This window comes from Microbacterium sp. M28 (genome assembly GCF_025836995.1).
In the GTDB taxonomy this organism is placed as follows: Bacteria; Actinomycetota; Actinomycetes; order Actinomycetales; family Microbacteriaceae; genus Microbacterium.
On record NZ_CP107546.1, the window covers coordinates 2,244,802 to 2,261,901 of the forward strand.

Annotated in this window: 15 protein-coding genes; 4 read left to right on the forward strand and 11 right to left on the reverse strand. The window is 68.8% G+C overall.

Annotated features, from left to right (window positions below):
- Positions 1-41 precede the first annotated feature (41 nt).
- Positions 42-1,592 (forward strand): multiple monosaccharide ABC transporter ATP-binding protein, encoded by a 1,551-nt coding sequence (gene mmsA, locus OED01_RS11125; RefSeq protein WP_264155343.1) that lies wholly within the window; start codon positions 42-44, stop codon positions 1,590-1,592.
- Entirely contained in the window at positions 1,589-2,812 is a 1,224-nt protein-coding gene (gene mmsB, locus OED01_RS11130) for a multiple monosaccharide ABC transporter permease (RefSeq protein WP_264155344.1), read from the forward strand. The genes mmsA and mmsB overlap by 4 nt, the downstream gene beginning before the upstream one ends.
- Before the next feature lie 46 nt (positions 2,813-2,858).
- Here the strand turns inward: mmsB and OED01_RS11135 are convergent, their stop codons facing one another.
- From OED01_RS11135 to rsmA, 3 genes are read right to left on the reverse strand one after another with little or no spacing between them, the layout of a single operon-like run.
- Entirely contained in the window at positions 2,859-3,794 is a 936-nt protein-coding gene (locus OED01_RS11135) for a 4-(cytidine 5'-diphospho)-2-C-methyl-D-erythritol kinase (RefSeq protein ID WP_264155345.1), read from the reverse strand.
- Between the two features lie 31 nt (positions 3,795-3,825).
- Positions 3,826-4,893, reverse strand: a complete 1,068-nt coding sequence (mgrA, locus tag OED01_RS11140; protein WP_264155346.1) for an L-glyceraldehyde 3-phosphate reductase — start codon at positions 4,891-4,893, stop codon at positions 3,826-3,828.
- On the reverse strand, positions 4,890-5,750 hold the full coding sequence (gene rsmA, locus OED01_RS11145; RefSeq protein ID WP_264155347.1) for a 16S rRNA (adenine(1518)-N(6)/adenine(1519)-N(6))-dimethyltransferase RsmA: 861 nt from the start codon (positions 5,748-5,750) through the stop codon (positions 4,890-4,892). Before rsmA ends, mgrA begins: the two co-directional genes overlap by 4 nt.
- A 35-nt stretch (positions 5,751-5,785) precedes the next feature.
- On the opposite strand from rsmA, the gene OED01_RS11150 reads away from it, so the two are divergent.
- On the forward strand, positions 5,786-7,039 hold the full coding sequence (locus OED01_RS11150; RefSeq protein ID WP_264155348.1) for an MFS transporter: 1,254 nt from the start codon (positions 5,786-5,788) through the stop codon (positions 7,037-7,039).
- A gap of 3 nt (positions 7,040-7,042) precedes the next feature.
- On the opposite strand, the gene OED01_RS11155 is transcribed toward OED01_RS11150, so the two are convergent.
- From OED01_RS11155 to rsmI, 4 genes are all read right to left on the reverse strand, one after another.
- Positions 7,043-7,930 (reverse strand): TatD family hydrolase, encoded by an 888-nt coding sequence (locus tag OED01_RS11155; RefSeq protein ID WP_264155349.1) that lies wholly within the window; start codon positions 7,928-7,930, stop codon positions 7,043-7,045.
- Positions 7,927-9,504, reverse strand: a complete 1,578-nt coding sequence (gene metG, locus OED01_RS11160) for a methionine--tRNA ligase (protein ID WP_264155350.1) — start codon at positions 9,502-9,504, stop codon at positions 7,927-7,929. Before metG ends, OED01_RS11155 begins: the two co-directional genes overlap by 4 nt.
- A gap of 30 nt (positions 9,505-9,534) precedes the next feature.
- The gene (locus OED01_RS11165; protein ID WP_318841106.1) at positions 9,535-10,170 is read right to left on the reverse strand and encodes a class I SAM-dependent methyltransferase; all 636 of its coding nucleotides are present in this window, start codon (positions 10,168-10,170) and stop codon (positions 9,535-9,537) included.
- A gap of 244 nt (positions 10,171-10,414) precedes the next feature.
- On the reverse strand, positions 10,415-11,236 hold the full coding sequence (gene rsmI, locus OED01_RS11170; RefSeq protein ID WP_264155351.1) for a 16S rRNA (cytidine(1402)-2'-O)-methyltransferase: 822 nt from the start codon (positions 11,234-11,236) through the stop codon (positions 10,415-10,417).
- 36 nt (positions 11,237-11,272) lie between these two features.
- On the opposite strand from rsmI, the gene OED01_RS11175 reads away from it, so the two are divergent.
- A complete protein-coding gene (locus tag OED01_RS11175) occupies positions 11,273-12,829 on the forward strand; it encodes a dolichyl-phosphate-mannose--protein mannosyltransferase (protein ID WP_264155352.1) in 1,557 nt (518 codons plus the stop codon).
- 7 nt (positions 12,830-12,836) lie between these two features.
- Here the strand turns inward: OED01_RS11175 and OED01_RS11180 are convergent, their stop codons facing one another.
- The 4 genes from OED01_RS11180 to OED01_RS11195 form a co-directional block, all read right to left on the reverse strand.
- A complete protein-coding gene (locus OED01_RS11180) occupies positions 12,837-13,601 on the reverse strand; it encodes an aminoglycoside phosphotransferase family protein (protein ID WP_264155353.1) in 765 nt (254 codons plus the stop codon).
- A gap of 127 nt (positions 13,602-13,728) precedes the next feature.
- The gene (locus tag OED01_RS11185) at positions 13,729-15,531 is read right to left on the reverse strand and encodes a thioredoxin domain-containing protein (RefSeq protein WP_264155354.1); all 1,803 of its coding nucleotides are present in this window, start codon (positions 15,529-15,531) and stop codon (positions 13,729-13,731) included.
- A 33-nt stretch (positions 15,532-15,564) separates the two neighbouring features.
- On the reverse strand, positions 15,565-16,134 hold the full coding sequence (msuE, locus tag OED01_RS11190; RefSeq protein ID WP_264155355.1) for an FMN reductase: 570 nt from the start codon (positions 16,132-16,134) through the stop codon (positions 15,565-15,567).
- 74 nt (positions 16,135-16,208) lie between these two features.
- Entirely contained in the window at positions 16,209-17,045 is an 837-nt protein-coding gene (locus OED01_RS11195; RefSeq protein ID WP_264155356.1) for an aldo/keto reductase, read from the reverse strand.
- Between the last annotated feature and the right edge of the window lie 55 nt (positions 17,046-17,100).

A 17,100-nucleotide genomic window follows, 5' to 3' on the forward strand; every position in this document is an offset into this window, starting at 1 on the left:
CGTCGCCGACAGCCGTCATCCACTCACAGACAGGAGCAGCGATGTCTGACGCGATCCTCGAGATGCGCAACATCACCAAGAAATTCCCCGGCGTCACGGTGCTCGACGATGTCACGCTGACCGTCGCGCGCGGCGAGATCCACGCGATCTGCGGCGAGAACGGGGCAGGGAAGTCCACGCTGATGAAGGTGCTGTCGGGCGTGTACCCGCACAACTCCTTCGACGGCTCGATCGTCTTCGACGGCGAGCCGCAGCGCTTCAACGCGATCAAGGACTCCGAGCACACCGGCATCGTGATCATCCATCAGGAGCTGGCGCTCGTGCCGCACCTGTCGATCGCCGAGAACATCTTCCTCGGCAACGAGGTCGTCCACCGCGGCCTGATCGACTGGCACGAGGCGAACGCGCGAGCCGCAGCCCTCATGGAACGCGTCGGCCTGCACGAGAATCCGACCACACCCGTCGGCCAGATCGGCGTCGGCAAGCAGCAGCTCGTCGAGATCGCCAAGGCCCTCACGAAGGACGTCCGCCTGCTCATCCTCGACGAGCCGACGGCCGCACTCAACGACACCGACTCGGAGCACCTCCTCGGGCTGCTGCGCGGTCTGCGCGAGCACGGCATCACCTGCATCATCATCAGTCACAAGCTCGGTGAGATCGTCGAGATCGCGGATTCGACGACCATCATCCGCGATGGCAGGACGATCGAGACCATCGACATGCACGGCCCGGACGCCACGCAGGATCGGATCATCCGAGGCATGGTCGGACGATCCCTGGATCGCCGATTCCCCGAGCGCACCCCGGAGATCGGCGCGGAGATCTTCCGTATCGAGAACTGGCACGTGCTGCACGCGACGCAACAGGACCGCATCGTCGTGGACGATGCGTCGCTGTCCGTGCGTGCCGGTGAGATCGTCGGCATCGCCGGGCTCATGGGCGCCGGTCGCACCGAGTTCATGATGAGCGTCTTCGGACGCAGCTACGGGAAGGATGCCTCCGGGAAGGTCTTCCTGCACGGCGAGGAGATCTCCACGCGCACCGTCAAGGATGCGATCGCCAACCGCATCGCCTACGTCTCGGAGGATCGGAAGGAGTACGGGCTCAACCTGATCACCGACATCAAGACGAACATCTCCGCGGCCGCGCTGGACAAGCTGACCTCCGGGCCGTTCATCGACGCGAACCGCGAGGTGGAGGTCGCCGAGACGTACCGCACCGATCTGAACGTCAAGTCGCGGACCGTCGCTCAGATCGTCGGCAACCTCTCCGGCGGCAACCAGCAGAAGGTCGTGCTGGCGAAGTGGCTCTACACGGATCCGGAGGTCCTGATCCTCGATGAGCCGACCCGCGGCATCGATGTGGGTGCGAAGTACGAGATCTACGAGATCATCGGCGCACTCGCGGCCGCTGGCAAGGCGGTCATCCTGATCTCCAGCGAGCTGCCCGAGCTGCTGGGTCTGTCCGACCGCATCTACACGCTCGCCTACGGGCGAATCACCGGTGAGCTTCCCGTCGCCGATGCGACGCAGGAAACGCTCATGTCCCTCATGACGATCGAAAACTCTGCCAAGAAGGAGGCCGCGGCATGAACAACGTGTTCACCGAGGTCAAGGACCTGCTGACTCACAACCTGCGCACGTCCGGGATCTACATCGCGTTCGCCGCGATCATCCTGCTGTTCACGATCCTCACCGGAGGAACGCTGCTCAGCCCCGAGAACGTCACGAACATCGTGCTGCAGAACGCGCACATCCTGATCATGGCGCTCGGCATGATCCTCGTCATCGTCGGCGGGCACATCGACCTGTCGGTCGGCTCCGTCCTCGCATTCGCGTCGGCGGTCTCGGCCGTGCTCGTCATCCGCATGGGGATGCCGTGGTGGGTGGGCGTGATCGCGGCCATCGTCACCGGCATCCTGGTGGGGCTGTGGCAGGGCTTCTGGGTCGCATACGTCGGCATCCCCGCCTTCATCGTCACCCTGGCCGGCATGCTCCTGTTCCGCGGTCTGACCTGGATGGTCCTCGCGAACGTGTCGCTGTCGCCGTTCCCGACCGAGTACCGCGAGGTCGCGAGCGGGTTCATCGACGGGATCTTCGGCACGATCACCGTGGGGCAGGGCGAGGGTCTGAAGGCCGTCCCGCCGACCCTCGACGTGTTCACGCTCGTGATCGGCGTGCTCGCCGTCGGCGGCGTCATCGTGTCGTCGCTGCGCAGTCGGCGCACGCGTCAGGGCTACAACCAGACCGTCGAGTCGATGCCGCTGTTCGTGCTGAAGCTCGTCGTGATCTCGGCCCTGCTGCTGGCCTTCGCGTGGGCGCTCGCTTACAACCGCGGTTTCCCGATCGTGCTGATCGTCGTCGCCGTGCTCATCCTCGTCTACCAGGTGATCGCGAACCGGACCGTCTTCGGGCGGCACGTGTACGCGGTCGGCGGCAACCTCTCCGCCGCCCGGCTCTCGGGTGTGAACGTGCGGAGCGTGAACTTCTGGATCTTCGTCAACATGGGCTTCCTGACGGGCATCGCCGCTGCCGTGTTCTCCTCGCGCTCGAACGGCGCGCAACCCGGCATGGGGAACATGTTCGAGCTCGACGTGATCGCGGCCTGTTTCATCGGCGGCGCATCGACCATGGGCGGCGTCGGTCGTGTCGGCGGTGCCCTCGTCGGCGGCCTGGTCATGGCCGTCATGACGAACGGCATGCAGCTGATGGGCGTTCCGCAGTCGAGTCAGCAGGTCGTCAAGGGGCTCGTGCTGCTCGCGGCCGTCGCGTTCGACATCTACAACAAGCGCCGCGCCGGCACGGTGCGCTGACCGCGGGTGAACGAGGGCCGGGGCGAAAGCTCCGGCCCTCGTCGCGTCAGGCCGAGAGGATGCGCGCTCCGCTGACGGGGCCGTGCACGTGCAGCGCTTCACGACCCTGTGCCTCGAGTTCGTCCTGCACGTAGCGGGCGGTCTCGGGCGTATCGCACAGGAACGCGACCGTCGGCCCCGACCCTGAGACGATGCCGCTGAGCGCGCCGGCGTGCAGGCCCTCGCGGATGATCTCCTCGAGCACAGGACGCTCTTCGAGCGAGGCCGCCTCGAGGTCGTTGTGCATGCACGCGGCCAGCGAATGCGGGTCGCCGGCGCGCAGCGCCTGCAGCACGGGGATCGGGACCTCCAGCGACTGCGGCGGGTCGTCGGCCAGGGCCTCACCGCGCGAACGCTGCTCGTCGAGACGCTGGTAGATCACCGGGGTCGACAGGCCCTCGTCGCTGGTCACCAGCACCCAGTCGAACCGGCCACGCGCGAGGGCGGGATTGAGCTGGTCTCCCCTGCCGGTGCCCACGGCCGTCCCGCCGTGCAGGGCGAAAGGCACATCCGCGCCGAGCCGGGTCGCGAGCTCGTGGAGCCGCGCGGGCGAGAGCCCCGTCCCCCACAGCGCATCGCACGCGACCAGGGCGGCAGCGGCATCCGCCGACCCTCCGCCCATGCCGCCGGCGACCGGGACGCTCTTGCGCAGTTCGAGCGCCACGCCGCCGTCGTACCCGGTCGCCGAGGCGAGCAGTTTGGCCGCGCGCATGGCGAGGTTCCGATCGTCCAGGGGAACGGCGCCAGGATCGACCGCTCCCTTCACGACGATGGAGAACCCGTCAGAGGGCCGCGCGATGACGTCCTCGTACAGCGACACCGCCTGGAAGACGGTCGCCAGGGCGTGATAGCCGTCGTCATGCCGATCGCCCACGCCCAGATACACGTTGATCTTGCCCGGCGCGCGCACATGCACGGCATCCGGAAAGGGCAACAGGGTCATCTCGAGATCCTCTCGGGGCGGCGCGTCGTCGTCAGAGGGTGGAGGACTTCGCCCACAGGTCGACGTCGATGCCGCTCGACAACGCGTCGATGCGGGCGAGCTGGTCTGCGGTGAAGTCGGGTCCGGCCAGCGCCGCGACGTTCTCGTCGAGCTGCTCGGGTCGCGAGGCTCCGATCAGCGCCGAGGCGACGACGGGATCACGCAGCGTCCACTGCAGCGCCATCTGGGCGAGGGACTGATCGCGCTCCACGGCGATGTCGTTGAGCGCGCGCACGATCGACAGGCCCTCCTCGCTCAGCGGGCGGTCCGGAAGCGAGCGGCGCTTCTGCGCGCGCTCCGCAGTGCCGCCGGACAGGTACTTGTCGGTGAGCAGTCCCTGGGCGAGCGGGGTGAACGCGATCGCCCCCACGCCCTCGGTGCGCAGCGTCTGCGTGAGCCCGTCCTCGATCCAGCGGTTCAGAATCGAGTACGACGGCTGGTGGATCACCAGCGGGGTGCCGAGCTCGCGGGCGACGGCGACCGCCTTCTCCGTGCGCTCCGCACTGTACGACGAGATGCCCACGTACAGGGCCTTGCCCTGGCGCACGAGGGTGTCCAGCGCGCCGACGGTCTCCTCGATCGGCGTCACCGGGTCCGCCCGGTGCGAATAGAAAATGTCGACGTAGTCCAGGCCCATGCGGGTCAGCGACTGCTCGGCACTGGCCAGGAGGTACTTCCGGCTCGCGAAGTCCCCGTAGGGGCCCGGCCACATGTCATAGCCGGCCTTCGACGAGATGATCAGTTCGTCGCGATACGGCCTGAGATCCTCCGCGAAGATGCGCCCGAAGTTCTTCTCCGCCGATCCGTACGGCGGGCCGTAGTTGTTCGCGAGATCGAAGTGCGTGATGCCCAGATCGAACGCGTGGCGCAGCAGCGTGCGCTGGTTGTCCATCGGGATGTTGTCGCCGAAGTTCCACCACAGCCCGAGCGAGATGGGCGGCAGGTAGAGACCCGATGAACCCACCTGGCGATAGTCGAAGCGGCCGTACCGGTCGGCATCCGCCACGTAGGGACGGTGCAGTTCAGGAATGTCGGGGCGGAAGCGCGGGTTCTCGGTCACGACTCCAGGCTAGTCGCCTGCGCGTGCGCGATCTTCACGAAGTCGTCGATGGTCAGCTGTTCGCCTCTGGCGGTCGGTGCGACGCCTGCGCGCTCGAGCACCGCCGTCGCCTCGGCGGATGAACCGGCGAACAGACCGGAGAGCGCCTGCCGGAGCATCTTGCGGCGCTGCTGGAACGCGGCATCCACGATCCTGAACGTCGCGCGGCGGAGATCCTCGTCCCCCCTCACCTCGGCGGAGCGCTGGAACGCGACCAGGACGCTGTCGACGTTCGGCACCGGCCAGAACACCTGACGCGAGATCGTCCCGGCGAGCCGCCACGGTCCGTACCAGGCCGCCTTGACGCTCGGCGCGCCGTACGCCTTGCTCCCCGGAGGAGCGGCGAGACGCTCGCCGACCTCGGCCTGCACCATGACCACGCCGCGCTGCAGACTCGGGAAGGTCTCCATGAAGTGCAGCAGGACCGGCACCGAGACGTTGTACGGCAGGTTCGCGACGAGCACTGCGGGGTCCCCGGGAAGCTCCGTGACCCGCAGGGCATCGGCGTCGACGACGGTCAACGCATCCGCAGGGACGCCGTGCTCGGCGGCGGTCTGCGGCAGCCGGGCGGCGAGGCGGTGATCGATCTCGACGGCGGTGACCGTCGCACCTGTCTCGAGGATGGCGAGCGTCAGGGAACCGAGTCCTGGGCCGACTTCGACGACGCGCTCGCCCGCCTCGACCGCGCCGGCCTGCACGATCTTGCGGACGGTGTTCGCGTCGACGACGAAGTTCTGCCCGAGCTTCTTCGTGGGGGTCACGTCGAGGTCTGCGGCAAGCCTGCGGATCTCGGTCGCGCCGAGCAGAGTGACGGTCATCTCACCATTGTCCCCTACCGGGATACGCTGGACGGATGCCCACCATCGGTGACCTGATCGCGCCGCGCCGGATGGGCCGGGATTTCCGCTGGCTGCTGGCCTCGTCATGGACGAGCAACGTGGGCGACGGCGTCGCGCTCGCAGCCGCTCCGCTGCTGATCGCCTCGATGACCTCGTCGCCGATCCTGGTCGCGTCCGGCGCCATCCTGCAGTTCCTCCCCTGGCTCGTGTTCGGTCTGCACGCCGGCGCCATCGCCGACCGGTTCGACCGTCGTCGTCTGGTCATGTTCGCGAACGCCGCCCGCGCGATCGTGCTCGCCGCGCTGTGCGTGTTCCTCATCACGGACACGGCGAACATCTGGATCGTGCTCGCGGTGGCGTTCCTGTACGGCACGGCCGAGGTCTTCGTCGACACCGCCGGCAGCACGCTGCTGCCGATGATCGTGAAGCCGGCGGATCTCGGCATCGGCAACGCGCGCCTGCAGGCCGGCTATCTCGTCGCGAACCAGTTCGCCGGTCCCCCTCTCGGCGCCTTCCTGTTCGCCGCCGGCACCGCCTGGCCGTTCCTCGTGGAGGTGCTCTGCGTCACTCTCGCGATCGTGCTCGTCTCGCGGATGGCTCGTACGCCCGTACCACCGCGCGAGGAGCACGCGCCGGTGCACACCGACATCGCGCAGGGTCTGAGGTGGCTGTGGCGCAATCCGCCCGTGCGGACGCTCGTGCTGATCATCCTGGTGTTCAACGTCACGTGGGCGGCGCCGTGGGGCGTGCTCGTGCTCTACGCCACGGAGCATCTGCACATGGGCGCGGTCGGCTACGGCGCGCTGACCACGGCATCCGCCGCCGGAGGCCTGCTCGCCACGATGAGCTTCGGCTGGCTGGAGCGGCACATCTCCTTCGCCACGCTCATGCGCGTCGTGCTGTCGCTCGAAGTGCTCATGCATCTCGCCTTCGCCCTGACGACGACCGGCTGGGTGGCGCTGGTGATCATGGTCGTGTTCGGGTTCTACGCCTTCATCTGGGGCACGATCTCGACCACCGTCCGTCAGCGCCTGGTTCCGACCGAGCTGCAGGGTCGGATCGCCTCGGTGAACATGGTCGGCGTCTTCGGCGGCATGGTGCTCGGCCAGGCGCTGGGCGGAGTGATCGCCCAGTTCTGGGGCCTCACGGCTCCGTGGTGGTTCGCCTTCGTCGGTGCGGCGATCACGCTGCTGCTCGTGTGGAAGCCGATCTCGCACATCGTCAGCGCGAAGCCGGTGAGCGACGCGCACCCGGACCCGGTGGCGTGAGTCTCAGTCCCCGAACGCGCCGTAGACCGCGAGCGTGTTCGCCGCGACCCGCGCGCTGAACTCGTCGACGTCGAGGCCGAGCTCGGCCGCCATGAACCGCACCGTGATCGGCACGAGGTACGGTGCATTGGGCCGCCCCCGCAACGGCACAGGGGTGAGGAAGGGCGCGTCGGTCTCGACGAGGATCCGTTCCACCGGGGTGACCTTCAGCGCGTCCCGCAGGTTCTGCGCGTTCTTGAACGTCACGTTGCCGGCGAACGAGAGGTAGTACCCGGCATCCGCCGCGATGCGGGCCATCGCGGCGTCGCCGGAGAAGCAGTGGAACACCGTCCGTTCGGGTGCACCGACGCGGGTCAGCGTGTCCAGCACGGCCTCGTGCGCATCCCGGTCGTGGATCTGCATGGCGATGCCGTGCTTCTTCGCCAGCGCGATATGCGCCTCGAAGCTCTCGAACTGCCCCGGGCGTCCGTGCTCGTCTGTGCGGAAGAAGTCGAGCCCCGTCTCGCCGATCGCCCGCGTCCGAGGATGCGCCGCCAACTCGTCGATGACCGCGATGGCCTCGTCCAACCGGCCGGCCGCGGCATACGTCGGGGCGTCGTTCGGATGAATGGCGACAGCGGCCAGGACGCGGGGGTCCTGCTCGGCTGCGGCCACGGCCCAGCGGGATGATTCGATGTCACCGGATGCCTGCACGACGCCGGCGATGCCGACTGCCGCGGCGCGGTCGAGTTGCTCGGTCAGGCTGAGCGGCTCGTCGCCGTCGAGGATCTCGAGGTGCGCGTGGTTGTCGTACACCGGCACGCGCAACGGCTCAGGCGCCGCCGGATACCGCAGGTCCTTGCGACCGCTCGTCGAGCGCTCGCGGACGTACGTTGCGGGGGTCTCGGTCAAGCCTGCGACTCCACGCGGGGGAACAGCGGGGCAAGACCGTTGACGTTCGTCCCCGGCTTCAGGATGCCCCATGCGCCGGCCTCGCGGATCGGCTGATCCCGCAGCCTGCCGATGCTCTCGGCGGCCCCCAGCGAGATCCACAGCTTCTCGGTGGCCTGCGGCATGACGGGCGAGAGCAGCACGGCGAGCGCGCGCAGCCCCTCGGCGCAGGTGTAGAGGACCGTGCCGAGACGGGAGCGCTGCTCGTCGTCGCGGGCGAGGGCCCACGGCTCGTTCTCGGTGATGTAACCGTTGAGAGCATCGACGATGGTCCAGATCCGCGTGATCGCCTCGTCGATGCGGAACTGATCGATCGCGGCATCCGCGGCTGTCGCGGCATCCGCGACGATCTTCTGGATCGCGAGATCGGCCTCGGTGTATTCGCCGGCCGGCGGAACGATCCCCTCGAAGTAGCGCTCGATCATGGCGACCGTGCGCGACGCGAGATTTCCGAAACCGTTGGCGAGCTCGGCCTGGTACCGGGCGGAGAGGTCCTCCCAGCTGAACGAGCCGTCCTGGCCGAACGCGATCGCGGACAGGAAGTAGAACCGGTAGGCGTCGGAGCCGAACACATCGGTGATCTCGGTCGGCGCGATACCCGTGAGCTTGGACTTGGACATCTTCTCGCCGCCGACCAGCAGCCAGCCGTGCGCGAAGACCCCCTTGGGCACGTCGAGCCCCGCGGCCATCAGCAGCGCGGGCCAGATGACGGCGTGGAAGCGCAGGATGTCCTTGCCGACCACGTGATAGGCGGGCCAACGGCGCTCGAACTGCGCCTCATCCGAGCCGTAGCCGACCGCGGTGGCGTAGTTGAGCAGCGCGTCCACCCACACGTAGATGACGTGCGACTCGTCCCAGGGCAGCGGGATGCCCCAGTCGAACGTGGAGCGCGAGATCGAGAGGTCCTTCAGGCCCTGGCTGACGAACGAGACGACCTCGTTGCGCGCGGAGTGCGGGCGCACGAAGTCGGGTTCGGTCTTGTACAGCTCGAGCAGCCGGTCCTGGAACTCGCTGAGCTTGAAGAAGTAGTTCTTCTCCTGCAGCAGCTCGAGCGGCTTGGAGTGGATCGCGCAGACCTTCAGGCCTTCGAAGGGGCCGGTGCCGTCGACGATCTCGGACTCCGGCTTGAACTCCTCGCAGCCGACGCAGTACAGCGCCTCGTACTCGCCCGCGTAGATGTAGCCGGCGTCGTACAGGCGCTGGAAGAACACCTGCACGTTGGTCTCGTGCCGCTCCTGCGTGGTGCGGATGAAGTCGTCGTTGGCGACGTCGAGGGTGTTCAGCAGCGGGAACCAGCTCTCGGTGACGAGCTTGTCCACCCACTCCTGCGGAGTGACGTTGTTGGCGGCGGCGGCCCGCAGCATCTTCTGACCGTGCTCATCGGTGCCGGTGAGCATCCACGTGTCATCGCCCGCCTGGCGGTGCCAGCGCGCGAGCGTGTCGACGGCCACCGACGTGTACCCGTGGCCGATGTGGGGCACGTCGGACGGGTAGTAGATGGGCGTGGTGATGTAGAAGGATTCGCCTGCGGGCATAGGTCGATTCTAGGTGCGATCGCCGGTGCGTTACGCGCCTGCCGGCGCGGTGGCGGTGTGGAGCGTCGCCGTCACAGAGCCGTGCGGGCGTGCACTCGCCTCCCCGGCGGTCCGCTCGCGGCGTTCCTGCGCGGTGACGACGAATCCGGCATCCCTGAGCAGGACGCCGAGCGCGTCGGCATCCCAGAAGTATGCGGTCGTGACGGCATGCGCGAACGGTTGCCGCGGGATGCCGTCGAAGAAGCCGATCAGCACGGAGCCGCCCGGCCGCAGCACGCGGGCGAGCTCCGCGAGAATCTCGGGGAGCTCGGCCGGCGGCGTGTGGATCAGCGAGTACCAGGCGAGGATGCCGTCGAACGAGGCGTCCTCGAACGGGAGCGCTCGGAGGTCGGCCTGCTCGAACCACGGGTCGGGGAATCGCGTCCGCGCCGCCGCGAGGAGCTGCGAGGACAGATCGGCGCCGACCGCATCACGATCGCCGTCGTGCAGGAACTGCGTCCAGTGCCCTGGCCCGCAGCCCGCGTCGAGGAGCCGACCAGGAGTGGCGTCGCGCCAGGCTTCGATGCCGCGCCGGTCGACGGCATCCATCTGGTCGAGCGAACCGAGGATCGCGGTGTACTCGGTTGCGCGGGCGTCGTAGGCATCCGCGATCGAGGCATCGGTCATGACGACGAGCCTACGAGCGCCGGTGCAACGTCGGCGTTGTGCGCCATCCCCGGACGATTCGAGCGAATCTCGCCGGAGATGGCGTACATCTCCGCGCGAAGCGTACGGGTGCAACCGCGGCGGACCCGCCATGGTTCTCGCAGAACGACACTGACCTCGCAGAAAAGCGGCGGATTCCTGCGAGATCCTCGCAGTTCTGCGAGATCCGCGCTGCAGGAGAACCGCGCTGCACGGGATCCGTGCGTCAGCGCGTTCGGGCGGCGAGGGCCTGCTGATAAAGGTCGCGCGAGCTCAGCCCGGTGGCGGCGGCGACCTCGGCGCAGGCGTCCTTGAGCCGGATGCCGGAGGCGACGAGCGCCTGGACCTGCGCGGAGGCATCCTCTGCGGAGGTCTCGACGGGCGCGGCGCCTTCGACCACGACGACGATCTCGCCTTTGACGCCCTGCTCGGCCCAGGCGACGAGTTCGGATGCCGTGCCGCGACGCACCTCTTCGTACAGTTTCGTCAGCTCGCGGCAGACCGCGATGCGGCGGTCATCGCCGAAGGCCGCGCCCATGTCAGCCAGGCTCGATGCGAGCCGGGAGGGAGATTCGAAGAAGACCATGGTGCGCTGTTCACCGGCGAGCGCGACGAGCGCGGAGCGCCGCTCCCCCGGTTTCCGCGGCAGAAAGCCCTCGAACGCGAACCGGTCTGTCGGCAGCCCCGAGATCGCGAGCGCCATGAGCACCGCGCTCGGGCCGGGGATCGCGGTGACGGTGACTCCGGCCTCGACGGCAGCGGCGACGACGCCGTATCCGGGATCGCTGACCGCCGGCATCCCCGCGTCGCTGACGAGCACGACGTCCTGCTCGGCGGCGAGGGCGACCAGTTCCGCGGCCTTGTGCTTCTCGTTGTGATCGTGCAGGGCGATCAGGCGCGGGCGGTTCTCGATCTTCAGGGCCTGCAGCAGCCGTTGCGTCGTTCGGGTGTCCTCGGCTGCGACCACCTCGGCGTTCTCGAGGACCTCGATCAGGCGCCGGGACGCGTCGCCGAGATTGCCGATCGGTGTGGCGGCCAGGATGATCACACGTTCAGCTTAGGTCGTGAGCCATAGGCTGGTGGCGTGACCGCATCCGTGCCCCTGCTGCCGCCTCCGGCCGCGCGGTCGACGCTGTGGGGACGCTTCCGCACGCGCTTCCTGGAGGATCCGGAGTGGTCCGGGCTCCTGCGCTGGTTCGTGCCGCTGATCATCACGGCGCTGGCCGCCGTGCTGCGCCTGGTGAACCTCGATCGACCGCACACGCTGGCCTTCGACGAGACGTACTACGTCAAGGACGCCTGGTCGCTGCTCGCGCTCGGATACGAAGGCACCTGGGGCGATGGGGCGAACGAGCAGCTCCCGGCTGGAGACACCGGCGCGCTCGGTGAGCAGGGCAGTTTCATCGTCCACCCTCCGCTGGGAAAGTGGATCATCGCGATCGGCATGGCCCTCTTCGGCCCCGGTTCGAGCGGCGGGTGGCGGCTGACCACGGCGATCCTCGGCGCTGCGACGGTGCTGGTCGTGCACCTGATCGCGCTCGCCCTGACGCGATCCCTGCCTGTTGCGGCGATCGCGAGCGGGCTGCTGGCGATCGACGGACTGAGCATCGTGATGAGCCGGATCGCGCTGCTCGACGGCATCCTCACCTTCTTCCTCGTGCTGGGCGTCCTGTTCGTCGTGCTGGATCGACGCAGGACCATTCCGCGAGTGGAACGACGGGATGCCGAGGCACCCGACCCGCTGTGGGGACGCGTGCTCTGGCGACGCCCGTGGATCGTCGCGGCCGGCCTCGCGCTCGGCGCCGCGACGGCTGTGAAATGGTCGGGGCTGTACGCGCTCGCAGGTCTCGGGATCTACCTCGTCGTCACGGATGCGCTCGCTCGTCGCCGGGCGGGCGTCGTGTTCTGGCCGACGGATGCCGCGGTGCGCCAGGGCCCCGTGACATTCCTGCTGCTCGTGCCGCCGGCACTGCTCGTGTATCTCGTCTCGTGGACGGGCTGGCTCGTCACGAGCGCGGGGTACGACCGGGGCAGCGACGCGAACCCGCTGACGGCGCTGTGGAACTATCACCAGGCCATGTATGGCTTCCACGTCGGGCTCGCCACCGGGCATCCGTACGCCAGTCCGGCCTGGCAGTGGCCGCTGCTGCTGCGGCCGACAGCCGTGTGGGTCGACAGCGCCGACCAGTCCTGCTGGGGAACCGACCACTGCATCGCGGTCATCACCGCCGTGCCGAACCCGCTCATCTGGTACGGCGGCGTCGCAGCGGCCGTGTACCTGCTGTACCGCTTCGTGCGCGGTCTCGTCCGCCGTGCCCCGATGCCGTGGCAGTACGGCATCCCGCTCGTCGGTCTCGCCGTCACCTACGTGCCGTGGCTGCTCGTGCCGGGGAGGACGATCTTCCAGTTCTATACGGTCGCGATGATGCCGTTCCTCGTGATCGCGCTCGCCCTGGCGCTCCGCGATCTGGCGGGGCACCGGCGCGATCCGCTGCACCGCCGACAGGCCGGCGAGCGGACGATCATGGTGTTCCTCGTGCTCGCGGTCCTCGTCTCGGCGTTCTTCTATCCGCTCTGGACCGGCATCAACGTCCCGTACACGTTCTGGCTCATCCACAACTGGCTGCCGGGCTGGGTGTGATCGCGGTTCAGCCTCCGTGCTGAACCGCGGACGAGGTGCGCGCCCTGGCGCGCAGACGCGCCGCATCGCGGTCGTACATCGCCGCGTGACCCGCCAGTTCGGGGCGGTCCGACGCGTGCACCCGCGAGTGCGCCGCGAGCGCATCCAGGCGATCCGCCATCATCCGCCAGAGCTCCTCGGCGGATGCGGACGACCCGTAGGCCGCCATGAGCAACTCCCGACGCCTGCTCTCCGCTGCGAGGATCTCGGCCGGCGCATCGGCATCCTCGACGTAAGGGATCAGACGGTAGGCGAGGTACGCGAGATCCCAGAGCCTCGGGCCAGGGGATGCCGTGTCGAAGTCGATGACGCCGACGAGCCGCTCGCGATCGAACACGAAGTTGTACGGCGCGAAGTCGTTGTGGCAGATGACCTCGACGGGTTCACGCGCCGGCAGCTGCCAGCCCGTTCTCCTTTCGGCGAGATCTCCGGTCGCGTCATGGATGCGGCGGAGCAACCGGCCGGCATCCTGCAGGATCTCCTCGCGCCACAGCCACGACGGAAGCGGATAGTGGCCCACGTCGCCCGCGACGAACGAGAGCCGCTCGTGACCGTCCTCCGTGACACCGATGACCCGCGGCACGTGATCGATGCCGGCGCTCTCGAGCGCGTCCAGGAGCGCGTGCACGTTCGGCGTCCACGGGCCTGTGGGGCGCCGAACCTCATCGCCGACGCGGACGACGGCGTTCATGTTGCCGCCGGTGAGCGGGATCTGCTCGTCTGGGTCGGTCATGCCCTGATCGTACGCACCGCCGGGGGTGAGAGGTTGACGTGCTGCGGCAGGCAGCGCGTTTCGACTCGCTCCGCTCGCTCAAACGAGCGACGGGTGAACGAGGGGGCGAGGGAGGGAGCCAGACGGCTCAGCGGGTCCGCGGGATCTCCGCGGGGTCCGACGTCGGCAGCCGGCACACGAACGACCGGCAGTCGTAGGCGACGCCGTCGGACTGCCCCTTTCCGTCGAACAGTTCGAATCCGGCATCCGTGAAGGCGCGCGCCTGCGCCGGTGTCACGACGGCCACCACGTCGGCATCCGCACCGCGCGCCGCGTCGGCCAGGGCGGACTCGCCATCCGAGGTCACCACCACCAGCTGTCGCGGCGCCTCGACCAGCCCGGCGGCGACCGCGAGCATCGTGCCGTGCCCGAACGGATGTCGCAGAGCCGATTTCCCATGCAGGCGTACGCGCTCCTCCGCGGCGGCGCGGTAGCGCTCCCCCGCCCCGAGCCGCCACGCCGTCAGCGCCGCCTGCGCGACGGCGGCAGAGCCCGAAGGCAGGTCGCCGTCGGTCTCATCCGGCGCGACCGCGATGCCCTGGGCACTCAGCACCGGGTCCGGCTCGGCGCCGTCCGCGAGGACATCGTCGAGCAGGGACCTGGCGGTCTCCGCCCATGAACTCTCGCCTGTCGCGACGGCGAGAGCGAAGAGCCCGTCGGCGAGCAGCCCGATGTCGGCCGCCGTCGCGACGGCGGCCGATGCCACCGCATCGAGTGAGAGACGCACCAGCCGACCGTCGCGCCCGCGATTCGTGGCGAGCACGAAGGTCGCTGCACCCGCCGCGGCGTCGATCCAGGCTTGCTCCCCCGTCGCTGCCCCCGCACGCGCGAGCGCACCGATCGCCAGCCCGTTCCAGGCCGAGATCACCTTGCCGTCGACCGCCGGCGGTTCCAGGTGCCGGCGCTCGTCGAGGTCGCGCAGGTAATAGCCGCCCTCACTGCGCTCCCCGTCGATCCAGGATTCCGAGTCCTGGGCTGCCCCGAATCCGCCGCCGTCCAGGCGGAGCGTGTCGAGCAGGAACGATGCGACCCCGCGAGCTGTGGCGTGATCGCCCTCACGGCACGCGACGTCCAACAATTGGGCGTTGTCGGTCAGCATCCGCTCATAGTGCGGAACGCTCCAGTCCCGTTGCGTCGCGTACCGGAAGAAGCCCCCGTCGGCGTCGCGCAGCGCCGAGCCCGCCATGGCCTCGAGCGCGCGGGAGCCGGATGCCGCGGCATCCGGTGCGCCCGAGCGCACGAGCGGCGACTGCAGGAACGACAGGGTCGTGGCGACGGGGAACTTCGGCGCGCCGCCGAACCCGCCGAATGCCCGATCCTCCTGCGCCGCGATCGCGTCGGCGGCCGCAGTCAGATCCTCGGCGGTCGGCAGATCCGCCGGCGCGGAGGCGGATGCTTCGGCGAGCGCGTTCGCGACGGCATCCGCCGATTCGACCACGCGGTCGTGGCGGATCGTCCATGCCTCCTGCACCGCCGCAAGCACGTCGCGGAACGCCGGCATCTGTCCGCGCGCTTCCGGCGGCCAGTACGTACCGGCGAAGAAGGTGTGCCCCTCGCCGGTCGTGAACACGGTCAGTGGCCAGCCGAGGTTCTGCGTGAAGGCCGAGGCTGCGGCCATGTACGCGCCGTCGACATCCGGATGCTCCTCGCGGTCGACCTTGACGTTGACGAAATCGCGATTCATGATCTCGGCGATCGCGTCGTCCGAGAACGACTCCCTCGCCATGACGTGGCACCAGTGGCACGTGGAGTAGCCGATCGAGATCAGCATCGGCACGCCGCGCCGTCGAGCCTCCGCGAACGCCTCGGGACCCCAGGGCCACCAGTCGACCGGGTTGTCGGCGTGCGCCCGCAGGTACGGGCTCAGGGTGTCCGCGAGCCGATTCGTCATGACCCCACGGTACGCCCGCCGCGCGGTCGCGCGTCACCCAGCGAGGACCTCGACCGGTCGCGTCGTCGCGTAGCCCACGAGAGGGAGGGACCGCTCGGCGGCGACCGCGATGCGCTCCCGCAGGAGCTCGGAGGCCACGACGTAGCCGTCGAAGTCCGTGGTGCTCGCGTACACGCCGATCGGCAGCGTCAGCGCCTGGAAGAACGCGAACAGGGGTCGCAGCTGATGCTCGATGATGAGCGCGTGCCGCTCCCCGCCGCCTGTCGCGGCGAGCAGCACCGGCTTGCCGACGAGCGCGTACTGTCCGATGAAGTCGAACAGATGCTTGAACAGTCCTGTGAACGACGCCCGATACACCGGGCTTCCGACGATGAGGAGGTCGGCCTGCTCGATCGCGACGAGCTGCGCCTCGACGTCGGCGGGAAGCTCCTCCCGGCGGAGCGCGCCGGCCAGGGCGGGACCGACGGCCGTCAGTTCGACGACGGTCACCTCGGCCGGCGCGCGTTCTGCCACGGCATCGGCGATCGCGCGGACGAGAGCGGTCGTCTTGCTGGGCTCGTGGAGAGAACCGGATACGGCCACGATGCGATAGGGAGCTGTCATGTGTCAGGACGGTACTCGCGACGACGCCCCGTGCCGCACGAGGCGACACGGGGCGTCATGTGACGTCTGATGACTCAGTTGAAGTCCTCGGGATGCGTACCGACACGGCCGGATCCGTCCAGGGGGTCGAGCGCGTCGATGGCCTCGATCTCGGCATCCGACAGCGTGAAGTCGAACACGTCGATGTTCTCCTTCAGACGCTCGGCGCGCACCGACTTCGGGAACACGATGAAGTCCTTCTGCAGGTGCCAGCGCAGCACGACCTGCGCCGGCGACTTGCCGTGGGCTGCGGCCGCGTCGGAGACGGCCGGGGTTCCGAACAGGTCGTACTTGCCCTGCCCGAGCGGGCCCCAGGACTCGATCCGGATGCCCTGCTCCTTCGCCCATTCGGTCACGTCGCGCTGCTGGTAGGCGGGGTGCAGTTCGATCTGGTTGACGGCGGGGATGACCTGCGTCTCGGCGACGATGCGCTCGAGATGCGGCACGAGGAAGTTGGAGACGCCGATCGAACGGGCCAGGCCCTGCTGGCGGATCTCGATGAGCCGCTGCCATGCGTTGACGTAGTTGTCCTTCGCCGGCGTCGGCCAGTGGATGAGGTAGAGGTCGACGCGGTCCAGGCCCAGCTTCTCGAGGCTCTCGGCGATCGCCGCGTGCGGGTCGTCGCCGTCGTGCCGGTCGTTCCAGAGCTTGGTGGTCACGAACAGCTCGTCGCGCGGGATGCCGCTGGCGGCGATAGCGGCACCGACGCCCTCCTCGTTTCGGTAGGCCGCCGCGGTGTCGATGTGCCGGTATCCGATCTCCAGTGCCTCGCTGACGGCGCGTTCGGTGTCCTCCGGCGGAACCAGGAAGACGCCGTAGCCGAGCTGGGGGATCGAGTGGCCGTCGTTCAGGGAAAGAGTGGGAGTGGTCATGATTTCAGCCTAGGACGGCAGCCGCGACGATGCACGGGTGACGCGCCTCGCGATC